The following is a 16,843-nucleotide window of genomic DNA, read 5'->3' as shown; positions in this document are numbered from 1 at the left end:
TCCAAAATCTAAGGGGTTATCCATGTGCCGCTCTGATGCGCCAATGCGGCTTTGATCGCCTGTGGGCTGGTAATGAGGCCGCTGGCGTTTTTGCCCTGTTGCTGGCTGGCATTGATAAAGCTGAGGATGGCTTCGATTTTCGGCTGCATGCTGCCCACGCCAAAATGTCCTTCCTGTAACAGGGTTCGTGCTTCGGAGACGTTAATGGCATCAAGCCATTGCTGTTGCGGAGTGCCGAAATGGATCGCCACTTTTTCCACGCCGGTTGGAATAACCAATAGATCGGCGCTTAACTGGTTGGCGAGCAGGGCAGAGGCGAGATCTTTATCAATCACCGCTTCAACGCCTTTAAGTTGATTTTCCTCGCGTACTACGGGGATTCCACCGCCACCACAGGCGATCACGATGTAACCCTGGCGCACCAGATGGGCGATGGTGTCGTGTTCGATAATGGCTAATGGTGTAGGCGAAGGTACGGTGCGTCGCCAGCCTCGACCGGCATCCTCCATCAGTGTCCAGCCGAGTTGCTGCTGGCGTTCTTGTGCCGTCACTTCATCAAGAAACACGCCAATCGGCTTACTGGGGATGGTGAACGCGTTGTCGTGCTGGCTGACCAGCGTTTGGGTCACGAGAGTGATCACCGGTTTTTGAATGCCACGGCGTGCTAACTCGTTATGCAGCGCCTTCTGGAACATATAACCAATCGCGCCCTGAGTATCGCCAACCGCGTAATCCAACGGTACTGGCGAAACCTCGTTACTGGCTAACTCGGAACGGCGCATAATAAAACCCACCTGCGGTCCGTTGCCGTGGGTGAGCACCAGATCCCATCCGCTCTCGACCATATCGACGATAGGCTTCACGCTTTCCATAACGGCGGCGTACTGATCGGGGATACTATTGTGACGATCATCTAAGATCAGGGCGTTGCCGCCAACGGCAACAACCGCTAAGGGTTTGCTCATCATTTTTCCCCCCCAGCGACAGCCTGCGCCAAAGCGGTGATTGCCTCGACAAAACAGGACATTGGCGCGGTGGTGATCCCCGCACCAATCTGTCCGATACCTGCCTGTTTATGGGCGATCCCTGTATTGATGATCGGCAAGATGCCGCGGTCAGCAACCTTGCGTGCATCGATACCTGCCGCGGTGGGGGCGAAATTAAGTGCGGGTAGTGTAAATGCCGGATTACCGCCCAGCGTGATCGCCTGCATACGCCGACTGTTATTGGTGGCATCGGCAGGCGTACCGCCTACAAACTTCACAATTGCCGGCGAAGAGGCCATCGCGAACCCTCCGACGCCTGCGGTTTCGGTAATTGCGCTGTCACCCAGATCGGCCGCTGCGTCATCTACATCGAAACCGGGGAAGAATAGCCCTTCGACAGCATTCGCTGGTGCCTGAAACCAGCGGTCACCGGAGCCTGAAAGGCGAATGCCGAAATTCACACCGTTGCGTGCCATTACCGTGACCATTGAACTGAACGGGATGTTGGCAGCGGCATCCATCATTGCCTTGCAGGCCGCCATTGATAGATTAAGGAAGAAGTGGTCGTTACTGGTGATGAAGTTCACTGTTCGCTGTACGCTTTCCAGAGGCAATTGGCAGCTCAGCAGGGCAGGCAGTAGTCGTTTAATGAGTAAACCCGTGGCTGCAGCATTGCGGTTGTGGACTTCATCGCCCATATGCAGTGCCTGTGCCATCAGCGGTTTTAGCTCCAGTTCGCCGAGTTGCGCGAGTGCGGCTTTTAACGCAGGTGCCAGTTCGTCGCGCATCCAGTACAGGCGATTAAGAACTTCATCATTATTTGCACCGAAGCGGAGCACCTTACCCAGGCCTTCGTTGAAATTACTGAAGGCACGCTGACCGTTGGTTTTATTTTCAACCACCCATAACGGCATGGACGGGCTGATAATGCCTGCCATCGGCCCAACGGCATGGTAATGATGGCAAGGTTCAAGAGCGATGCTACCTGATGACACCAGGCGTTCAGCGTCTTCATGGTTGCTGGCCCAGCCTTCAAACAGCACGGCACCGACGATCGCTCCTTTAACCGGACCACACATATTTTCCCACGCGATCGGCGGGCCGGAGTGCAAAATCAGTTTGTGTGCAGCCATCTCCGGGATCGCATCGCGAGCAGACATCACGTCGACCAGCGCTGGCTGCGCGTTGAGATAGCGATCCATGGCAACCTGGTTGGCCTCTTCGACCTGCGGATGGCGCATCAGCGCGGCCAGATCCAGCCCAGCTTCGACATCACCCTGCGCAGGCGGCTGCCAGTTGAGGGCAACCACTTCGCCCCCGACTGCCTGAATATTGCTGGCGAAGCTCTGAAGCCCGGCATTGACCACTTTCAGTGGTTGAGAAAATAAGGTGTTCATACACGGGTCTCCTTCTTCTGAGCCTGAATCTGTGCGACCTGGCTGGCCCACAGTGCGGCCTGAGCATTGCAACCGGCGATGATGACGCCAGCGTCACGTAACGCTGCAACCTGTTGGCTACGTTGTTGGGGGTCTGCTTCTGTTCCGCAAACGTGCGCAATCAGCAGTGGCGTGTTGGTTTTATCGATATGGGTAAGTAGTTCCAGCAACTCTCTGGCGGGGGTCTCGGACGCGCCATAACCCAGTACCAGATCAAACAACACAACGGCAGTGTGCGGATCGTTCAGTTCCGCGAGGAGTCGCTGATTACGCAGCGTGGGATCGATCATGGGGTGCGGTTTGCCACGCGTGAAATCATCGTCACCCATGTCGATAAGCGAGTGGTTGCGGCTTTGCCAGAGATTTTCTAACGGCTGATTACCTGATACGGGCGTATTGGATGAGGCTATGAACCCTTTTTGCTGACAGATAAGTTGGGCTTCATAGCAGAAGGTGCCGCCTGCAAACACGCCACGGATATCCTGACGATGGGCTGAAAGCGGCTCACAGGCTTGCTGCAACATGGTGAGGTCTTGCGATAGCAGTTCATATTTCTTTTCTATGGGTGACTGTCCGTTAAGCAACGCCACGGCGACATCGGCAGCACCCGCAAGGGTGGTGGCGGCGATAACGTTCGGCCGGGTTATCTTTGCCGGGTCCGCGCCGAGGAAATTTACGACCACAGGTTTCCCCGTCGTCTGTGCTCGCTCAAGAATACGTTGTGCAACAACCGGTGAGGGGGGCTTCGAAATCAGGACGATAACGCGGGTTGCGTCATCTTGTGCCAGTGCGTCCAGGCCAAACAGCATAGAGATGCCGCCAATCTCTTCACTGAGATCGTGCCCGCCAGTGCCCAGAGCCTGAGAGATCCCGGCACCATGCTGATCAATGCGGCAGGTCACTTCTTGCAAGCCGGTACCGGAAGCGCCAACAATACCGATTTCACCGCGCTTCACCACGTTGGCGAATCCCAGAGGGATTCCGTTGATAATTGCAGTGCCACAGTCCGGCCCCATCACGATACGGTGACGAGTACTGGCTAGCATTTTGATTTTTTTTTCCTGCGCAATGCTCACGTTGTCGCTGAACATCATCACATTCATGCCAAGATTCAGCGCCTTGATGGCTTCCGCCGCAGCGTAATCTCCGGGGACAGAAATCAACGCCAGGTTAGCGTCAGGTTCTTTTTCCAGCGCCATCTCGATACTCACCATTTCGGGAGTGTAGATGCCACTACCGTTATCTTCCGCTGGTTTGCTGGTGAGGTGTTGCTCTGCAAGCGATAGCGCCTCATCGCAGACGTCATCTTCGCCCATCACAGCGATCACCAGATTGTTCGGGCCTGCAGTAATGTTACTGCCGAAGTTTGCATCCTTGAGCTGTTCAAGGTTGGTGAGCGTACCCATCACCACGGACGCTTGTTGAACGCCGGGCAACTTACTGATTTGTGCAGAAATCTGCATTAGAGAAACAGAGTCCTGGTAGAGATTTTCGAAAATTTTATATTTAACTTTCATTGCGTTATGCCTGTTTCTTGCTGCCCGAAAGCTATTTTTGGGCAATGCGATCCCCTGTAGCATTGCGAAAGTGCTACCGGAGAGAGGGGTTAATTCAAAATGTTGTGTTCAGGGTTCTCATGCCGTGAAGGAGACCGGCGAGACAGTCCACCCCTGATGACGCGCCAAATTGCATGACGTCTTCTGCGCAGGCGGCGATTGTGGTGGGCGACGCGTTCTGGGTCAGTTGCTCAAGCAAATGGCAAATCGGCTGTGAGAAGTGCCCGTGTAGCGCGCGGCTCAGGTAGTGCCTGCTGATATCCGTTGTATGTTGCAAATTTTGCTCAATACGTTGTCCCAGTCTGCGGCGGTGGTCGGCGAGTGGTGTAGAAAGCTGCCATGGCCAGAGTGCCGCAAGATAACCCACCAGATAATCATCGCCGTCTGGCGTCAGCCCCTTGCCATAACCAATCAGCTTTGGAATCTGGCGCTCAAGCTGTTCTGGCGATTCCTGCAACTGTCGTCCGTGGTAACTCATCTCTCGTCCACGCCAGCGCAATGCGCTTTCAACCTGATGTTCCAGGCAGAAAAGCAGAAGCTGCGAGGCTAGCGTCGGAAAATGGCGCTGCGCGTTAGGGAATACATCCGGCGTCAACGAGTTTCCCGTTATCTGCGGTTGCCATATTGTCGCGGTGCGCATCTCCACGCTGAAACGGCTGGTTTGCAATCGACCGTGAGTCAAACGAAGTGGTTCAGCGACGGTGGTCGCTTGTCGCCAGTCCCAGCGCGTAGGCAGCGCGACGCGTAGCGCATCGGGCAGGTTTTGATACGTCTGCGCGCATAACACCGTGATGAGAGAACCCTCTTCTGCACGCAGGTTAATCGCGCGTGCAAACACGCTATGTACGCGTAAAACCTGCGAGCCACTCAGAGGGAAGAGATACCCTGCTGAGTGTGCGAAGAGCGCTACCTGCTCCATCTGCGTTACCCTTTCAGTCCTGTAATGATGGCGTTTGCATCGCTAACCCAACCAAAAATCGCCCCCTGCGCTTTGATCATCTCCAGCGCGTATTTCTGGAATTCCGGGAAATAGGAGCCCACGCAATCTTGCGGAATAATGCACTCATAACCGCGATCGTTTGCTTCACGAACGGTGGTGTTGACACAGACTTCAGTGGTGACACCACAAACAATCAGCGTTTTGATGCCGTGGTTTTGCAGAATCAGGTGCAGGTCGGTTTGATAAAATGCGCCCTTACCCGGTTTATCAATCACCGGTTCGCCTGCGACAGGATACAGTTCAGGGATGATGTCGTGACCGGCTTCGCCTCTGACCAGAATGCGTCCCATCGGTCCCGGCTCGCCAATAAAGGTTTTTCCACCACGTGTGAGCTTGGCTTTTGGGCAATCGCTGAGGTCGGCACGATGACCTTCGCGAGTGTGGATAACCAGTAATCCTTTTTCGCGAGCCGCGGACAGCACCGCTTTACAAGGGGCAATTGCGCTTCGAACCAGCGACACATCGTTACCCAACGCTTCGCCAAATCCACCGGCTTCAACAAAATCACGCTGCATATCGATCATCACCAGCGCGGTCGTTTGGGGATCAAAAGGTAAAGCAAAAGGTAGGGCGTGGAATTCGTGCTGCGTCATGGTTAATCTCCTGTTTGCAAATGAAACAATCCGTTTGTTCTGATCGTGAGTATTCAGGAGAAAAACGGTGTTAGACAGGAAAAAAGTTTGGTGCACAGCAACGAAAATTTTGTATTCAGCCAGAGCGCGGGAGACGAATGTGAAGAGGGTCATAACAACGCGTGCAGCAACAAAATAATTGATGCTGTACGCGTTTGAGCTTAAAAAAATTGTTGCAATAGTGTGAGCTAACCCACCTGTTTTCGGTGGTTACTTTTTACTTCCGTACTGCGCAAACCACGCCAGCATTCTCTGCCAGCCGTCTTTCGCGGATTCTTCGTGATAGCTCGGGCGATAATCCGCATTAAACGCATGTCCCGCATCCGGGTAGACGACAATCTCCGCGTTGGCATTGGCGGCACGGAGTGCATGACGCATGGTTTCCACGGAATCAACGGGAATGCTGGGGTCTTGTCCGCCGTACAGCCCCAGAACCGGGGCATTCAGATCGGTTGTGATATCCACGGGCTGTTTCGGGGAGTTCAGCGTTTTGTCGCCCACCAGTTTGCCGTACCACGCCACGGCTGCTTTTAACTGTGGGTTATGCGCGGCATACAGCCAGGTAATGCGACCACCCCAACAGAAACCGGTGATCATCAGGCGATGGACATCACCACCGTTGCGGGAAGCCCAACTGGCGACATGATCCAGATCCGCCAGCACTTGCGAATCAGGAACTTTAGCCACCAGACCACTCAATAGCGTGGGGATATCGGCAAAATCGTTGGGATCGCCTTCGCGGAAATAGAGTTCTGGCGCGATAGCCAGAAACCCTTCCAGCGCCAGGCGGCGGCAAACGTCGCGAATATGTTCATGCATGCCAAAAATTTCTTGTACCACGATGACAATCGGCAGTGCGCCTTCGCTGTTTTTAGGGCGCGCGTGGTATGCCGGCATATCATCGCCCTGAGAGGGAATCGACGTCAGTCCAGCGATGATGGCGTCATCCGTCGTATGAACAATGGTAGAGGCAAGAGGTGAAGCTGCAGGTGCAAAACCCGGTTGTTGTGTCTTTGTCATGGTATTCTCCGTACCCTTAAGAAAATTAGCGCAATGTTAAATATAGACAGCATGCAACAAATCACATTGCCTGAAACGGTCTATCTTTTGTGCAACGGAGAGTGATACTGATAGGTTTATGTGATGTAGATCGCTATTTTGTGGAAATCCAATGCAATTTATTTACATCATGGTGATGAGTGTCACGAAATTGTTTTGAGTCCTTCGGTAGAGTGTCTTTTTGCTTCTTCTGACAAAACCAATTCACAGAGGAGTTGTATATGTCCAAGTCTGATGTTTTTCATCTCGGCCTCACTAAAAACGATTTACAAGGGGCTACGCTTGCCATCGTCCCTGGCGATCCGGAGCGTGTGGAAAAGATCGCCGCGCTGATGGATAAGCCGGTTAAGCTGGCATCCCATCGCGAGTTCACTACGTGGCGTGCTGAGCTGGATGGTAAAGCAGTGATTGTTTGCTCTACCGGTATTGGCGGCCCGTCTACCTCTATTGCTGTGGAAGAGCTGGCACAGTTGGGCATTCGTACTTTCCTGCGTATTGGTACTACTGGCGCGATCCAACCGCACATTAACGTTGGCGACGTACTGGTCACTACCGCTTCTGTTCGTCTGGACGGTGCGAGCCTGCATTTTGCGCCGATGGAATTCCCGGCCGTGGCAGATTTTGCCTGTACCACCGCGCTGGTTGAAGCGGCGAAATCCATTGGTGCGACGACGCACATTGGTGTGACGGCGTCTTCTGATACCTTCTATCCAGGCCAGGAACGTTACGATACCTTCTCTGGTCGTGTAGTGAGCCGTTTCAAAGGCTCCATGGAAGAGTGGCAGTCGATGGGTGTCATGAACTATGAAATGGAATCCGCAACGCTGCTGACCATGTGTGCAAGCCAGGGTCTGCGTGCCGGTATGGTGGCGGGCGTTATCGTCAACCGTACCCAGCAAGAGATTCCCAATGCAGAAACGATGAAGCAAACAGAAAGCCACGCAGTGAAAATTGTGGTGGAAGCGGCGCGTCGTCTGCTGTAATTCTCTCTTCTCTTGTCAAAGGCCGACGCGTTCGGCCTTTTTCGTGTCAACACCCTCACCGGAAAACGCAGGACACGGCGAAATGCACGGCATCCTGCTCTGAACGTACGCAATAACTGAGGCGAAAGACGCGCTATTTTTTTAGCTGTAGCGCCAGAGCCAGTACTCCCGGGCCATTCATCCGACCATAATCCACCATAGGAATGGCTTCGACAGGTACGCTTCCTGCAGTCACTGTTTCTACGCGGGACTTCAGATAGCTCACCTGGGGGCCTAACAAAATAACATCCGCTTTTTTCCATTCTTCGTTAAGTTTGGCATCAGGAATCGCCCAAATATTGGCCTCTATCCCCTGTTGTTTAGCCGCGTCGACCATTTTATTCATCAACATGCTGGTGGACATACCGGCGTTGCAGACAAGCATAATATTAATCATGTGATTACCCTCAGGATGATGTTGCCTGCGCCAGAGCGACACGCTCGGCAAATTTCAGGAAAGGAAGATAGATACCAACGGTAATGGCGATTATCAGTATCTGGAGAACGGAGGCTCTCCAGTCTCCGCCGGTCGCCAGGAAGCCAGAAATAATCGGCGGCGTAGTCCAGGGAATTTGTACCGTGACGTGGTTAATCCAGCCCCAGGCTGTGGCGTAATAGGCAATAGTCAGGCCAATCACCGGGGAGAGAACAAAAGGAATAATCAGCGCGGGGTTGAACACAATCGGGAGACCAAAAATGATGGGTTCGCTGATATTGAACACGCACGGCGCCGTAGACAGTTTGGCGATATCCCGGTAATCGGTTTTGCGGCTAAAGAGGTAAATCGCAATCAGCAGAGCAATCGTATTACCGGAGCCGCCCATCACCCCGAATGTGTCTTTAAATGCCATACAGATAATATTCGGAATGTCCTGGTGCTGGGCAAAGGCAAGGGTATTTTCCTGCATATTATTAAGCAGAAAAGGGTCCAGCAGCGCACCTGAAATTACCCCCTGATGGATGCCCACGGAAAAGAACAAATTGGCGATAGTCGTTATCAACAAGAATCCAGGCAGACTGGTCGTGACGGATTTCAACGGCTGCTGTATCAGGGTTGCAATGAGCGAATTAACATCCATGCCGCTAATGCTTTGAACTGTGAACGAAAACAGAGCAAAGATAACCATGGTCAACATAATAGGAATCAGTGAATTAAACGAGCGGACCACCGCCGGAGGGATTGCGCCGCCGCTGATTGTCACCTGCAATTTTTTTGCCGAGGAGAGGCGGATAAACAGAGATGTCACCACCAACCCCGTTAATATTCCCACGAACATACCGGCAGACCCGGTGGACGCGAAGGAAATCCCCCCAGTGACCGTGACGTGCTGATGCGTGAAAACATCCGTCAGTTGAATACTTTCCGGCATGAAAATGACGACGGTGGCGATAGATAGCAGAACTGGCGCAATCGGGTCGGCATAGCCTTTGTTTTGGCAAAGATGGTACGCAATGGCACCCGCAATCAGCACCGAGATGAAGTTCAGCGAGCCGTTAACCACCGCATTGCCGACCTGCTGCCAGTGAATCAGGGAGGCATTGCTGATGAACCCCGCAAGCACGCCGTCAGGTTTGATGAGCGTATTATTGATAAGTACCATCAGACCCGCCAGGACAAAGAAAGGCATTAAGGTGGCAAAGGCATCACGTAACGAGCGTAAATGAACCTGCCCGCCGATGCGCTGGGCTACATTGACTGCTTGATCCAGGAGTTTCATACCGCATTAACCTCAAAAGTCGACATACAATCCATTGAAATAAAACCCGTTCTGTTGGCTCAGCGCCTGATAGAACTTGCCGCTTTTCTTGATGGTGCGTTGCTGCGTTTTCAGATCGAGGCTGACCAGGCCGTAGCGATTCTTGTAGGCATTGATCCATGACCAGCAGTCGATAAATGTCCACAGGTGATAGCCTTTAATATTGCATCCATCAGCAATGGCCTGATGCAGGTACGCAAGGTGGTTCTGAATAAACCCGATTCGGTAATCATCCTGTACCTGGCCTGCGTGAATAAAGCGTTCTTCGTTGGCTACCCCCATCCCATTTTCAGAAATGAAAGCCTCGATATTGCCGTAGTTATCACGGATATCGACGCACAAATCGTAAATACCTTGCTCGTAAATTTCCCATCCGCGATGTGGATTAAATTTCCTGCCCGGCAGGACATAACTTTCAAAATACCATTCAGGCATAAAAGGGGCGTCGGGACTGAAGGCTGACGTTCGAGCCTTGACTCTGCGGGGTTCGTAATAATTAAGACCCAATATCTGAACGGTGTTTTCGCGAATGTCGCATAAATCCTGTTCAGTGTATTCAGGCATAAGATCGTGGACGCGCAGAGCATCAACCAGTTTAGGTGGGAAGATGCCTTTGACTGAAGGGTCGAGAAAACTACGGTTGTAAAACAGATCGGCGTATTCTGCGGCTTCTACGTCCCTGGGATGTTCGCTTCGCGGATACGTCGGGCTGAGATTAAGGATGATGCCCACTTTGCTTGTTAACTGATGCCGTTTAAACGCTTTAACGGCCAGCGCGCTCGCCAGAATGGTGTTGAATCCTACCTGAACACCGCGTTTGAAATCGATGACATTCGGGTAGTGGAAATCTTCCATATACCCGCCCAGTACGGGGCCAAGAGGTTCGTTGAAGGTAAACCAGTGAAAAACAAGATCGCCAAATTCCTGAAAACACGTATCGCAGAAATGCACATACGCAGCCACAACAGCGCGGTTTTCCCATCCGCCTGACTGCATCATCGCTTCCGGCATATCAAAATGGTAGAGATTCGCAAAAGGCTTGATCCCCTTTGCGTTCATTTCGCTTAACATTGCCCGATAAAACGCGACGGCATCCTGACAAACCTCTCCGGTGCCTTCAGGGAACAGCCTGGCCCAGGAGATCGACAGACGAAACGAGTTGTGCCCGGTCTGTTTCATCAACTCAATATCATCGACATATCGGTGGAAGAAATCGGTAGTGATATCGGTGTTTATACCCTGGTAAAAACGGTGTGGATATTTATCCCATGACATATCCCACTGGGTGCGGCCTTTGCCCGTGTTACCCCGTCCTTCAGCCTGCTCAGCAGACCAGGCGCTTCCCCACCAGAAATCATCAGGAAAACGCATAAACTGGGGTTGAATGTTCATTTCCCCACCCCTTCATTCAGGCCCGTCACTGTCTGTTCATAGTCAACATTTTCGAGATTCATTTTATTTACCAATGAAATAATTAGCTATCTAAGTAATCATATTCCCCTGTAATTTGTTTAGTAAACGCTTTGTTTTTTGGTGTTTTGTTTTTGTGATTGGCTTCACTTAAGGGCAATGATTGGCTGTTACTGCTCATAGTTGCGCTTACGATGGCGTTTAATTCTCTTTTTTAGTAAACAGCGAAGGAGTACGCGGCGCGGACGTAACGCTATGACAAAACAGACGTTACAGACAAAATAATGCCGTCAGTACAAAAGAGGACGGGAGGAATGCAGATGATGGTCAGAGTGAGAGACATTGCGGCCAGCAACAGAAGATATTCTCCTGCCCGTACAACTGATCGTTCGGGCCAGCACGTAATGTTGTCAGACAGCTACGGACTCTCGCAAGCGCGATCCTGATTGAGATTTGCGTAGCGCCTCGCAGGAAACTCCTTTTAAACTGGACGTTTATACAGCACAATTCTATTTTGTGCGGGTAAAGTCTGTTCCATCAGGCTTACGTCGTTTATGCAGGAGGCGTTGTGGATATCTCAATCATTGTTTATGCGGTTATCGCATTGGTGGGCATTGCGATTGGCTGGTTGATGGCCAGCTACCAGCATGCGCAACAGAAAGCCGAACAATTTGCCGAGCGCGAAGAGCTGGTCGCGGATTTAAGTGCGACAAAACAGCAGCTTGCTCAGAGCGATCACTGGCGCGATGAATGTGAGCTTCTCAACAATGAGTTACGTAGTCTGCGGAGTATTAATACCTCCCTGGAAGCTGACCTGCGTGAAGTCACCACCCGCATGGAAGCGACACAGCAGCATGCAGAAGACAAAATCCGCCAGATGATCAACAGCGAACAGCGTCTGAGCGAGCAGTTCGAAAACCTGGCAAACCGGATATTTGAGCAAAGTAACCGTCGGGTCGATGAGCAAAACCGCCAGAGCCTTAACGGCCTGCTGACGCCACTGCGCGAACAGTTGGATGGCTTTCGGCGTCAGGTGCAAGACAGCTTTGGTCAGGAAGCGCGTGAACGCCACACTCTGGCGCATGAAATTCGCAACCTCCAACAGTTGAATGCACAGATGGCGCAGGAAGCGGTCAACCTGACGCGTGCGCTCAAAGGTGACAACAAAACCCAGGGTAACTGGGGAGAAGTGGTGTTGACACGCGTGCTGGAGGCATCGGGTCTGCGTGAAGGTTATGAATACGAAACGCAGGTGAGCATTGAGAACGATGCCCGTTCCCGGATGCAGCCAGATGTGATTGTGCGTCTACCGCAGGGCAAAGACGTCGTGATTGACGCCAAAATGACGCTGGTGGCTTACGAGCGCTATTTTAACGCACAAGATGATTACACCCGCGAAAGTGCGATGCAGGAACACATTGCGTCGGTACGCAATCATATCCGTTTGCTGGGGCGTAAGGATTATCAACAGTTGCCAGGGTTGCGCTCGCTGGACTATGTCCTGATGTTTATCCCTGTTGAACCCGCTTTTCTGCTGGCGTTGGACAAACAGCCCGAACTGATTACCGAGGCGCTTAAAAATAATATTATGCTGGTAAGCCCAACAACCCTGTTGGTGGCGCTACGCACAATCGCCAACTTGTGGCGCTATGAACATCAAAGCCGTAATGCCCAGCAAATTGCCGATCGGGCCAGCAAGCTCTATGACAAAATGCGGTTGTTTGTCGATGATATGTCGTCCATTGGTCAGAGCCTGGATAAGGCGCAGGACAACTATCGGCAGGCGATGAAAAAACTCGCCTCAGGCCGTGGAAACGTGCTGGCCCAGGCGGAGGCGTTTCGCGGGTTGGGGGTGGAAATTAAACGCGAAATCAATCCGGATTTGGTTGAACAAGCCACGACGCAGGATGAAGAGTACCGTTTACGCTCTGTTCCAGAGCAGGCACAGGACGCTGCTTACCCTGATGATGAGGGAGGAAAGCAGCAATCACGCTAGCCCATTCGGGGTAGTTGAACCCAGTAGAAGGGTAGGGCAAATTGCCCCAATCTGTTACACTTCTCGAACATTTTATTGATGAGCAGGCACTGAGATGGTGGAAGATTCACAAGAAACGACGCACTTTGGCTTTCAGACCGTCGCTAAAGAGCAGAAAGCTGAGATGGTGGCCCACGTTTTTCATTCTGTGGCGTCAAAATACGACGTCATGAATGACTTAATGTCATTTGGCATTCATCGTTTGTGGAAGCGCTTCACCATTGATTGTAGCGGCGTTCGACGTGGGCAGACCGTTCTGGATCTGGCGGGCGGTACGGGCGACCTGACCGCGAAGTTTTCACGGATGGTGGGTGAGACGGGTAAAGTCATCCTGGCGGATATTAACGACTCAATGCTCAAAATGGGGCGTGAGAAGCTGCGTAATATCGGCGTCATTGGCAACGTTGAGTACGTTCAGGCGAATGCGGAAGCATTGCCATTCCCGGACAATACCTTTGACTGCATTACCATTTCGTTCGGGCTACGTAACGTAACGGATAAAGATAAAGCATTGCGTTCGATGTATCGCGTCTTGAAGCCGGGTGGGCGTTTGTTGGTGCTGGAGTTCTCCAAACCCATCATTGAACCGCTGAGCAAAGCCTATGATGCGTATTCATTCCACATCCTGCCGCGAATTGGTTCGATGGTCGCAAGTGATGCGGAAAGTTACCGTTATCTTGCCGAGTCCATCCGTATGCATCCCGATCAGGACACCCTAAAAGGGATGATGCAGAACGCCGGATTTGAAAGCGTCGACTATTACAACCTGACGGCCGGTGTTGTTGCTCTGCATCGCGGTTACAAGTTCTGACAGGAGATCGGGGATGCCTCTTAAACCCTTAGTGACCGCAGGAATCGAAAGCTTGCTCAACACCTTTCTGTACCGTTCGACTGCATTAAAGTCAGCGCGGGCGCGCTTGCAAAGCAAGGTACTGCGTGTAGAGCTGAAAGGATTTTCGACGCCATTAGTATTGGTGTTCAGTGAACGCCAGGTCGATGTACTGGGGGCATGGGAAGGTGAGGCCGACTGTACGGTGATAACGCATGCCAGCGTATTGCCAAAATTACGCGACCGGCAGCAACTTACTACGCTTATTCGCCGTGGTGAACTGGAAGTGCAGGGCGATATTCAGGTGGTGCAGAATTTTGTTGCGCTGGCCGATCTGGCTGAGTTAGACCCTGCGGAACTGCTGGCACCCTACACTGGCGATATCGCTGCGGAAGGGATCAGCAAAGCGTTGCGCGGTGGGGCGAAATTTTTGTGTCACGGGGTTCAACGCCAGCAACGTTATGTCGCTGAAGCGATCACTGAAGAGTGGCGCCTGGCGCCAGGCGCGCTTGAAGTTGCCTGGTTTGCGGAAGAAACCGCCGCCGTGGAGCGTGCGGTTGACGCGCTGGCTAAACGGCTGGAAAAACTGGAGGCCAAATGACGCCAGGTGAAGTACGGCGCCTTTATTTCATCGTTCGCACCTTTTTAAGTTACGGCCTTGATGAACTCATCCCAAAAATGCGTATTACGCTGCCGCTTCGGTTATGGCGTTATACATTGTTCTGGATGCCGAATAAGCACGAAGACAAACCGCTGGGAGAGCGACTAAGACTGGCGTTGCAGGAATTAGGGCCAGTGTGGATCAAGTTTGGTCAAATGCTCTCCACTCGCCGTGATCTTTTCCCTCCTCATATCGCCGATCAGCTTGCGTTACTGCAGGACCGGGTTGCCCCGTTTGATGGGAATCTCGCCAAAGCACAAATCGAGGAAGCGATGGGCGGATTGCCTGTCGATGCCTGGTTTGATGATTTTGATATCCAGCCATTGGCCTCTGCGTCGGTTGCTCAGGTGCATACCGCGCGCCTGAAATCGAATGGCAAAGAGGTGGTGATTAAAGTGATCCGCCCGGACATTCTGCCGGTTATTAAAGCGGACATGAAGCTTATCTACCGACTTGCTCGCTGGGTTCCACGCTTATTGCCGGATGGTCGCCGTCTGCGCCCAACCGAAGTGGTGCGAGAGTATGAAAAAACGCTGATTGATGAACTTAATCTGCTGCGTGAATCTGCCAACGCCATTCAACTGCGTCGTAATTTTGAAGGCAGCCCGATGCTCTACATCCCGGAAGTCTATTCCGATTACTGTAGCCAAAATATGATGGTTATGGAGCGGATTTACGGCATTCCTGTCTCGGATGTGGTGACGCTGGAAAAGAACGGTACCAACATGAAGCTTTTGGCTGAACGTGGGGTACAGGTCTTTTTTACCCAGGTCTTTCGCGACAGTTTTTTTCATGCGGATATGCACCCGGGGAATATTTTCGTTAGCTATGAGCATCCTGAAAACCCCAAATACATAGGCATCGATTGCGGGATCGTCGGCTCGCTGAATAAAGAAGATAAGCGCTACCTGGCGGAGAACTTCATCGCGTTCTTTAATCGTGACTACCGTAAAGTCGCGGAGCTGCATGTGGACTCCGGTTGGGTTCCAGCAGACACCAATGTCGAAGAGTTTGAGTTTGCCATTCGTACGGTATGCGAACCGATCTTTGAAAAACCGCTGGCGGAAATCTCGTTTGGCCATGTGTTGCTGAATCTGTTTAATACTGCGCGCCGGTTTAATATGGAAGTTCAGCCCCAGTTGGTATTGCTGCAAAAGACCTTGCTGTATGTTGAAGGTGTCGGACGTCAGCTTTATCCACAACTCGATCTGTGGAAAACCGCCAAGCCATTCCTCGAATCCTGGATTAAAGATCAGGTCGGTATTCCTGCACTGGTGAGAGCATTTAAGGAAAAAGCCCCGTACTGGGTCGAAAAAATGCCAGAATTACCTGAACTGGTGTATGACAGTTTGCGCCAGGGCAAATATTTACAACACAGTGTTGATAAGATTGCGCGCGAGCTTCAGGCGAATCATGTACGCCAGGGACAATCCCGTTATTTACTGGGGATTGGTGCCACCTTATTGTTAAGTGGGACATTCCTGCTCATCAACCGTCCCGAATGGGGTTTGATGCCTGGCTGGTTAATGGCGGGTGGTCTGGTTGCCTGGATTATCGGCTGGCGTAAAACGCGCTGATTTTTTCATCGCTCAAGGCAGGTCGTGTAACGTATAATGCGACCTTATTAATTCATCATCTATCACAGAGGAACATGTATGGGTGGTATCAGTATTTGGCAGTTGTTGATCATTGCCGTCATCGTTGTACTGCTATTTGGCACCAAAAAGCTCGGCTCCATCGGTTCCGATCTCGGCGCGTCAATTAAGGGTTTCAAAAAAGCCATGGGCGATGATGATACGAAGCAGGATAAAACCAGTCAGGACGCTGATTTTACTGCTAAATCTATCGCTGATAAGCAAAGCGAGCCTAAAAAAGAAGACGCCAAGAGCCACGATAAAGAGCAGGTATAATTCGTGTTTGATATCGGTTTTAGCGAACTGCTATTGGTGTTTGTCATTGGCCTCATCGTTCTGGGGCCTCAACGCTTACCTATAGCGGTAAAAACGGTAGCGGGCTGGGTTCGCGCATTGCGATCCCTTGCAACCACTGTTCAGAACGAACTGACCCAGGAGCTTAAGCTCCAGGAGTTTCAGGACAGCCTGAAGAAGGTTGAAAAGGCGAGCCTGGATACCCTGACCCCTGAACTGAAGGCATCAATGGATGAACTTCGTCAGGCTGCGGAGTCAATGAAACGTTCCTACAGTGCTAACGATCCTGAAAAGTCGAGCGACGAAGTACACACCATCCATAATCCGGTGGTGAAAGGAAACGAAGCGCAGCACGAGGGCGTCACCCCTGCCACCGCTGAAACACAGGCCAGTTCACCGGAACAAAAACCGGAGGCGGTTGCTGCAACGCCTGCGCCGACGGAGACCGTTTCCGCGAACGTGACGGACGCAGAAAAGAAATCCGCCGCGCCTGTTCTCGAATCCTCCCCTTCGCCGAGTGATAAACCGTAAA

16 protein-coding genes are annotated in these 16,843 nt (G+C 52.0%); 7 read left to right on the top strand and 9 right to left on the bottom strand.

The genetic code is table 11. The features are described 5' to 3' along the window. Positions 1 to 8: 8 nt before the first annotated feature. The 6 genes from ACO7SM_RS21385 to ACO7SM_RS21360 form a co-directional block, all read right to left on the bottom strand. Positions 9 to 965 carry a carbamate kinase gene (locus tag ACO7SM_RS21385; protein WP_490470995.1) on the bottom strand — a complete coding sequence of 319 codons (957 nt, stop codon included), beginning with the start codon at positions 963 to 965 and terminating at the stop codon, positions 9 to 11. Beyond that, the gene (locus tag ACO7SM_RS21380; RefSeq protein ID WP_490469143.1) at positions 965 to 2,383 is read right to left on the bottom strand and encodes a YlbE family protein; all 1,419 of its coding nucleotides are present in this window, start codon (positions 2,381 to 2,383) and stop codon (positions 965 to 967) included. Before ACO7SM_RS21380 ends, ACO7SM_RS21385 begins: the two co-directional genes overlap by 1 nt. Then, entirely contained in the window at positions 2,380 to 3,939 is a 1,560-nt protein-coding gene (fdrA, locus tag ACO7SM_RS21375) for an acyl-CoA synthetase FdrA (RefSeq protein WP_490469142.1), read from the bottom strand. The genes ACO7SM_RS21380 and fdrA overlap by 4 nt, the downstream gene beginning before the upstream one ends. 94 nt (positions 3,940 to 4,033) lie before the next feature. Beyond that, on the bottom strand, positions 4,034 to 4,897 hold the full coding sequence (locus tag ACO7SM_RS21370; RefSeq protein ID WP_490469141.1) for an oxamate carbamoyltransferase subunit AllH family protein: 864 nt from the start codon (positions 4,895 to 4,897) through the stop codon (positions 4,034 to 4,036). Positions 4,898 to 4,902: 5 nt separating this feature from the next. Next, a complete protein-coding gene (locus ACO7SM_RS21365; RefSeq protein ID WP_490469140.1) occupies positions 4,903 to 5,571 on the bottom strand; it encodes a cysteine hydrolase family protein in 669 nt (222 codons plus the stop codon). A gap of 249 nt (positions 5,572 to 5,820) precedes the next feature. Further along, positions 5,821 to 6,630 carry a dienelactone hydrolase family protein gene (locus tag ACO7SM_RS21360; protein WP_490469139.1) on the bottom strand — a complete coding sequence of 270 codons (810 nt, stop codon included), beginning with the start codon at positions 6,628 to 6,630 and terminating at the stop codon, positions 5,821 to 5,823. Positions 6,631 to 6,890: 260 nt separating this feature from the next. On the opposite strand from ACO7SM_RS21360, the gene udp reads away from it, so the two are divergent. Further along, positions 6,891 to 7,652, top strand: a complete 762-nt coding sequence (gene udp / locus ACO7SM_RS21355; protein ID WP_490469138.1) for a uridine phosphorylase — start codon at positions 6,891 to 6,893, stop codon at positions 7,650 to 7,652. A 133-nt stretch (positions 7,653 to 7,785) separates the two neighbouring features. Here udp and ACO7SM_RS21350 read toward each other — a convergent pair whose 3' ends face one another. The 3 genes from ACO7SM_RS21350 to ACO7SM_RS21340 are packed head-to-tail and all read right to left on the bottom strand — an operon-like array spanning position 7,786 to position 10,840. Then, on the bottom strand, positions 7,786 to 8,088 hold the full coding sequence (locus tag ACO7SM_RS21350) for a PTS sugar transporter subunit IIB (RefSeq protein ID WP_490469137.1): 303 nt from the start codon (positions 8,086 to 8,088) through the stop codon (positions 7,786 to 7,788). A gap of 10 nt (positions 8,089 to 8,098) precedes the next feature. After that, positions 8,099 to 9,409 (bottom strand): PTS sugar transporter subunit IIC, encoded by a 1,311-nt coding sequence (locus ACO7SM_RS21345; RefSeq protein ID WP_490469136.1) that lies wholly within the window; start codon positions 9,407 to 9,409, stop codon positions 8,099 to 8,101. Between the two features lie 12 nt (positions 9,410 to 9,421). Further along, positions 9,422 to 10,840, bottom strand: coding sequence for a glycoside hydrolase family 1 protein (locus ACO7SM_RS21340; protein WP_490469135.1), 1,419 nt, complete (start codon positions 10,838 to 10,840; stop codon positions 9,422 to 9,424). Between the two features lie 586 nt (positions 10,841 to 11,426). Here ACO7SM_RS21340 and rmuC point away from each other — a divergent pair. The 6 genes from rmuC to tatB all read left to right on the top strand — a co-directional run bounded on the left by rmuC (position 11,427) and on the right by tatB (position 16,842). Beyond that, positions 11,427 to 12,854, top strand: coding sequence for a DNA recombination protein RmuC (rmuC, locus tag ACO7SM_RS21335; protein WP_490469134.1), 1,428 nt, complete (start codon positions 11,427 to 11,429; stop codon positions 12,852 to 12,854). Between the two features lie 94 nt (positions 12,855 to 12,948). Continuing rightward, the gene (gene ubiE, locus ACO7SM_RS21330) at positions 12,949 to 13,704 is read left to right on the top strand and encodes a bifunctional demethylmenaquinone methyltransferase/2-methoxy-6-polyprenyl-1,4-benzoquinol methylase UbiE (RefSeq protein ID WP_490469133.1); all 756 of its coding nucleotides are present in this window, start codon (positions 12,949 to 12,951) and stop codon (positions 13,702 to 13,704) included. 13 nt (positions 13,705 to 13,717) lie between these two features. Further along, positions 13,718 to 14,323: a ubiquinone biosynthesis protein UbiJ gene (gene ubiJ / locus ACO7SM_RS21325; protein ID WP_490469132.1), complete on the top strand. Its 606-nt coding sequence runs from the start codon at positions 13,718 to 13,720 to the stop codon at positions 14,321 to 14,323. Beyond that, positions 14,320 to 15,960 (top strand): ubiquinone biosynthesis regulatory protein kinase UbiB, encoded by a 1,641-nt coding sequence (ubiB, locus tag ACO7SM_RS21320; protein ID WP_490469131.1) that lies wholly within the window; start codon positions 14,320 to 14,322, stop codon positions 15,958 to 15,960. Before ubiJ ends, ubiB begins: the two co-directional genes overlap by 4 nt. 78 nt (positions 15,961 to 16,038) lie before the next feature. Further along, positions 16,039 to 16,293, top strand: coding sequence for a Sec-independent protein translocase subunit TatA (gene tatA, locus ACO7SM_RS21315; RefSeq protein ID WP_162380358.1), 255 nt, complete (start codon positions 16,039 to 16,041; stop codon positions 16,291 to 16,293). Positions 16,294 to 16,296: 3 nt separating this feature from the next. Further along, positions 16,297 to 16,842: a Sec-independent protein translocase protein TatB gene (gene tatB, locus ACO7SM_RS21310; RefSeq protein WP_490469130.1), complete on the top strand. Its 546-nt coding sequence runs from the start codon at positions 16,297 to 16,299 to the stop codon at positions 16,840 to 16,842. Position 16,843 lies beyond the last annotated feature (1 nt).

The organism is Citrobacter sp. LJND-P06, from assembly GCF_058188415.1.
This window is presented reverse-complemented; position numbering and strand designations above follow the sequence as displayed.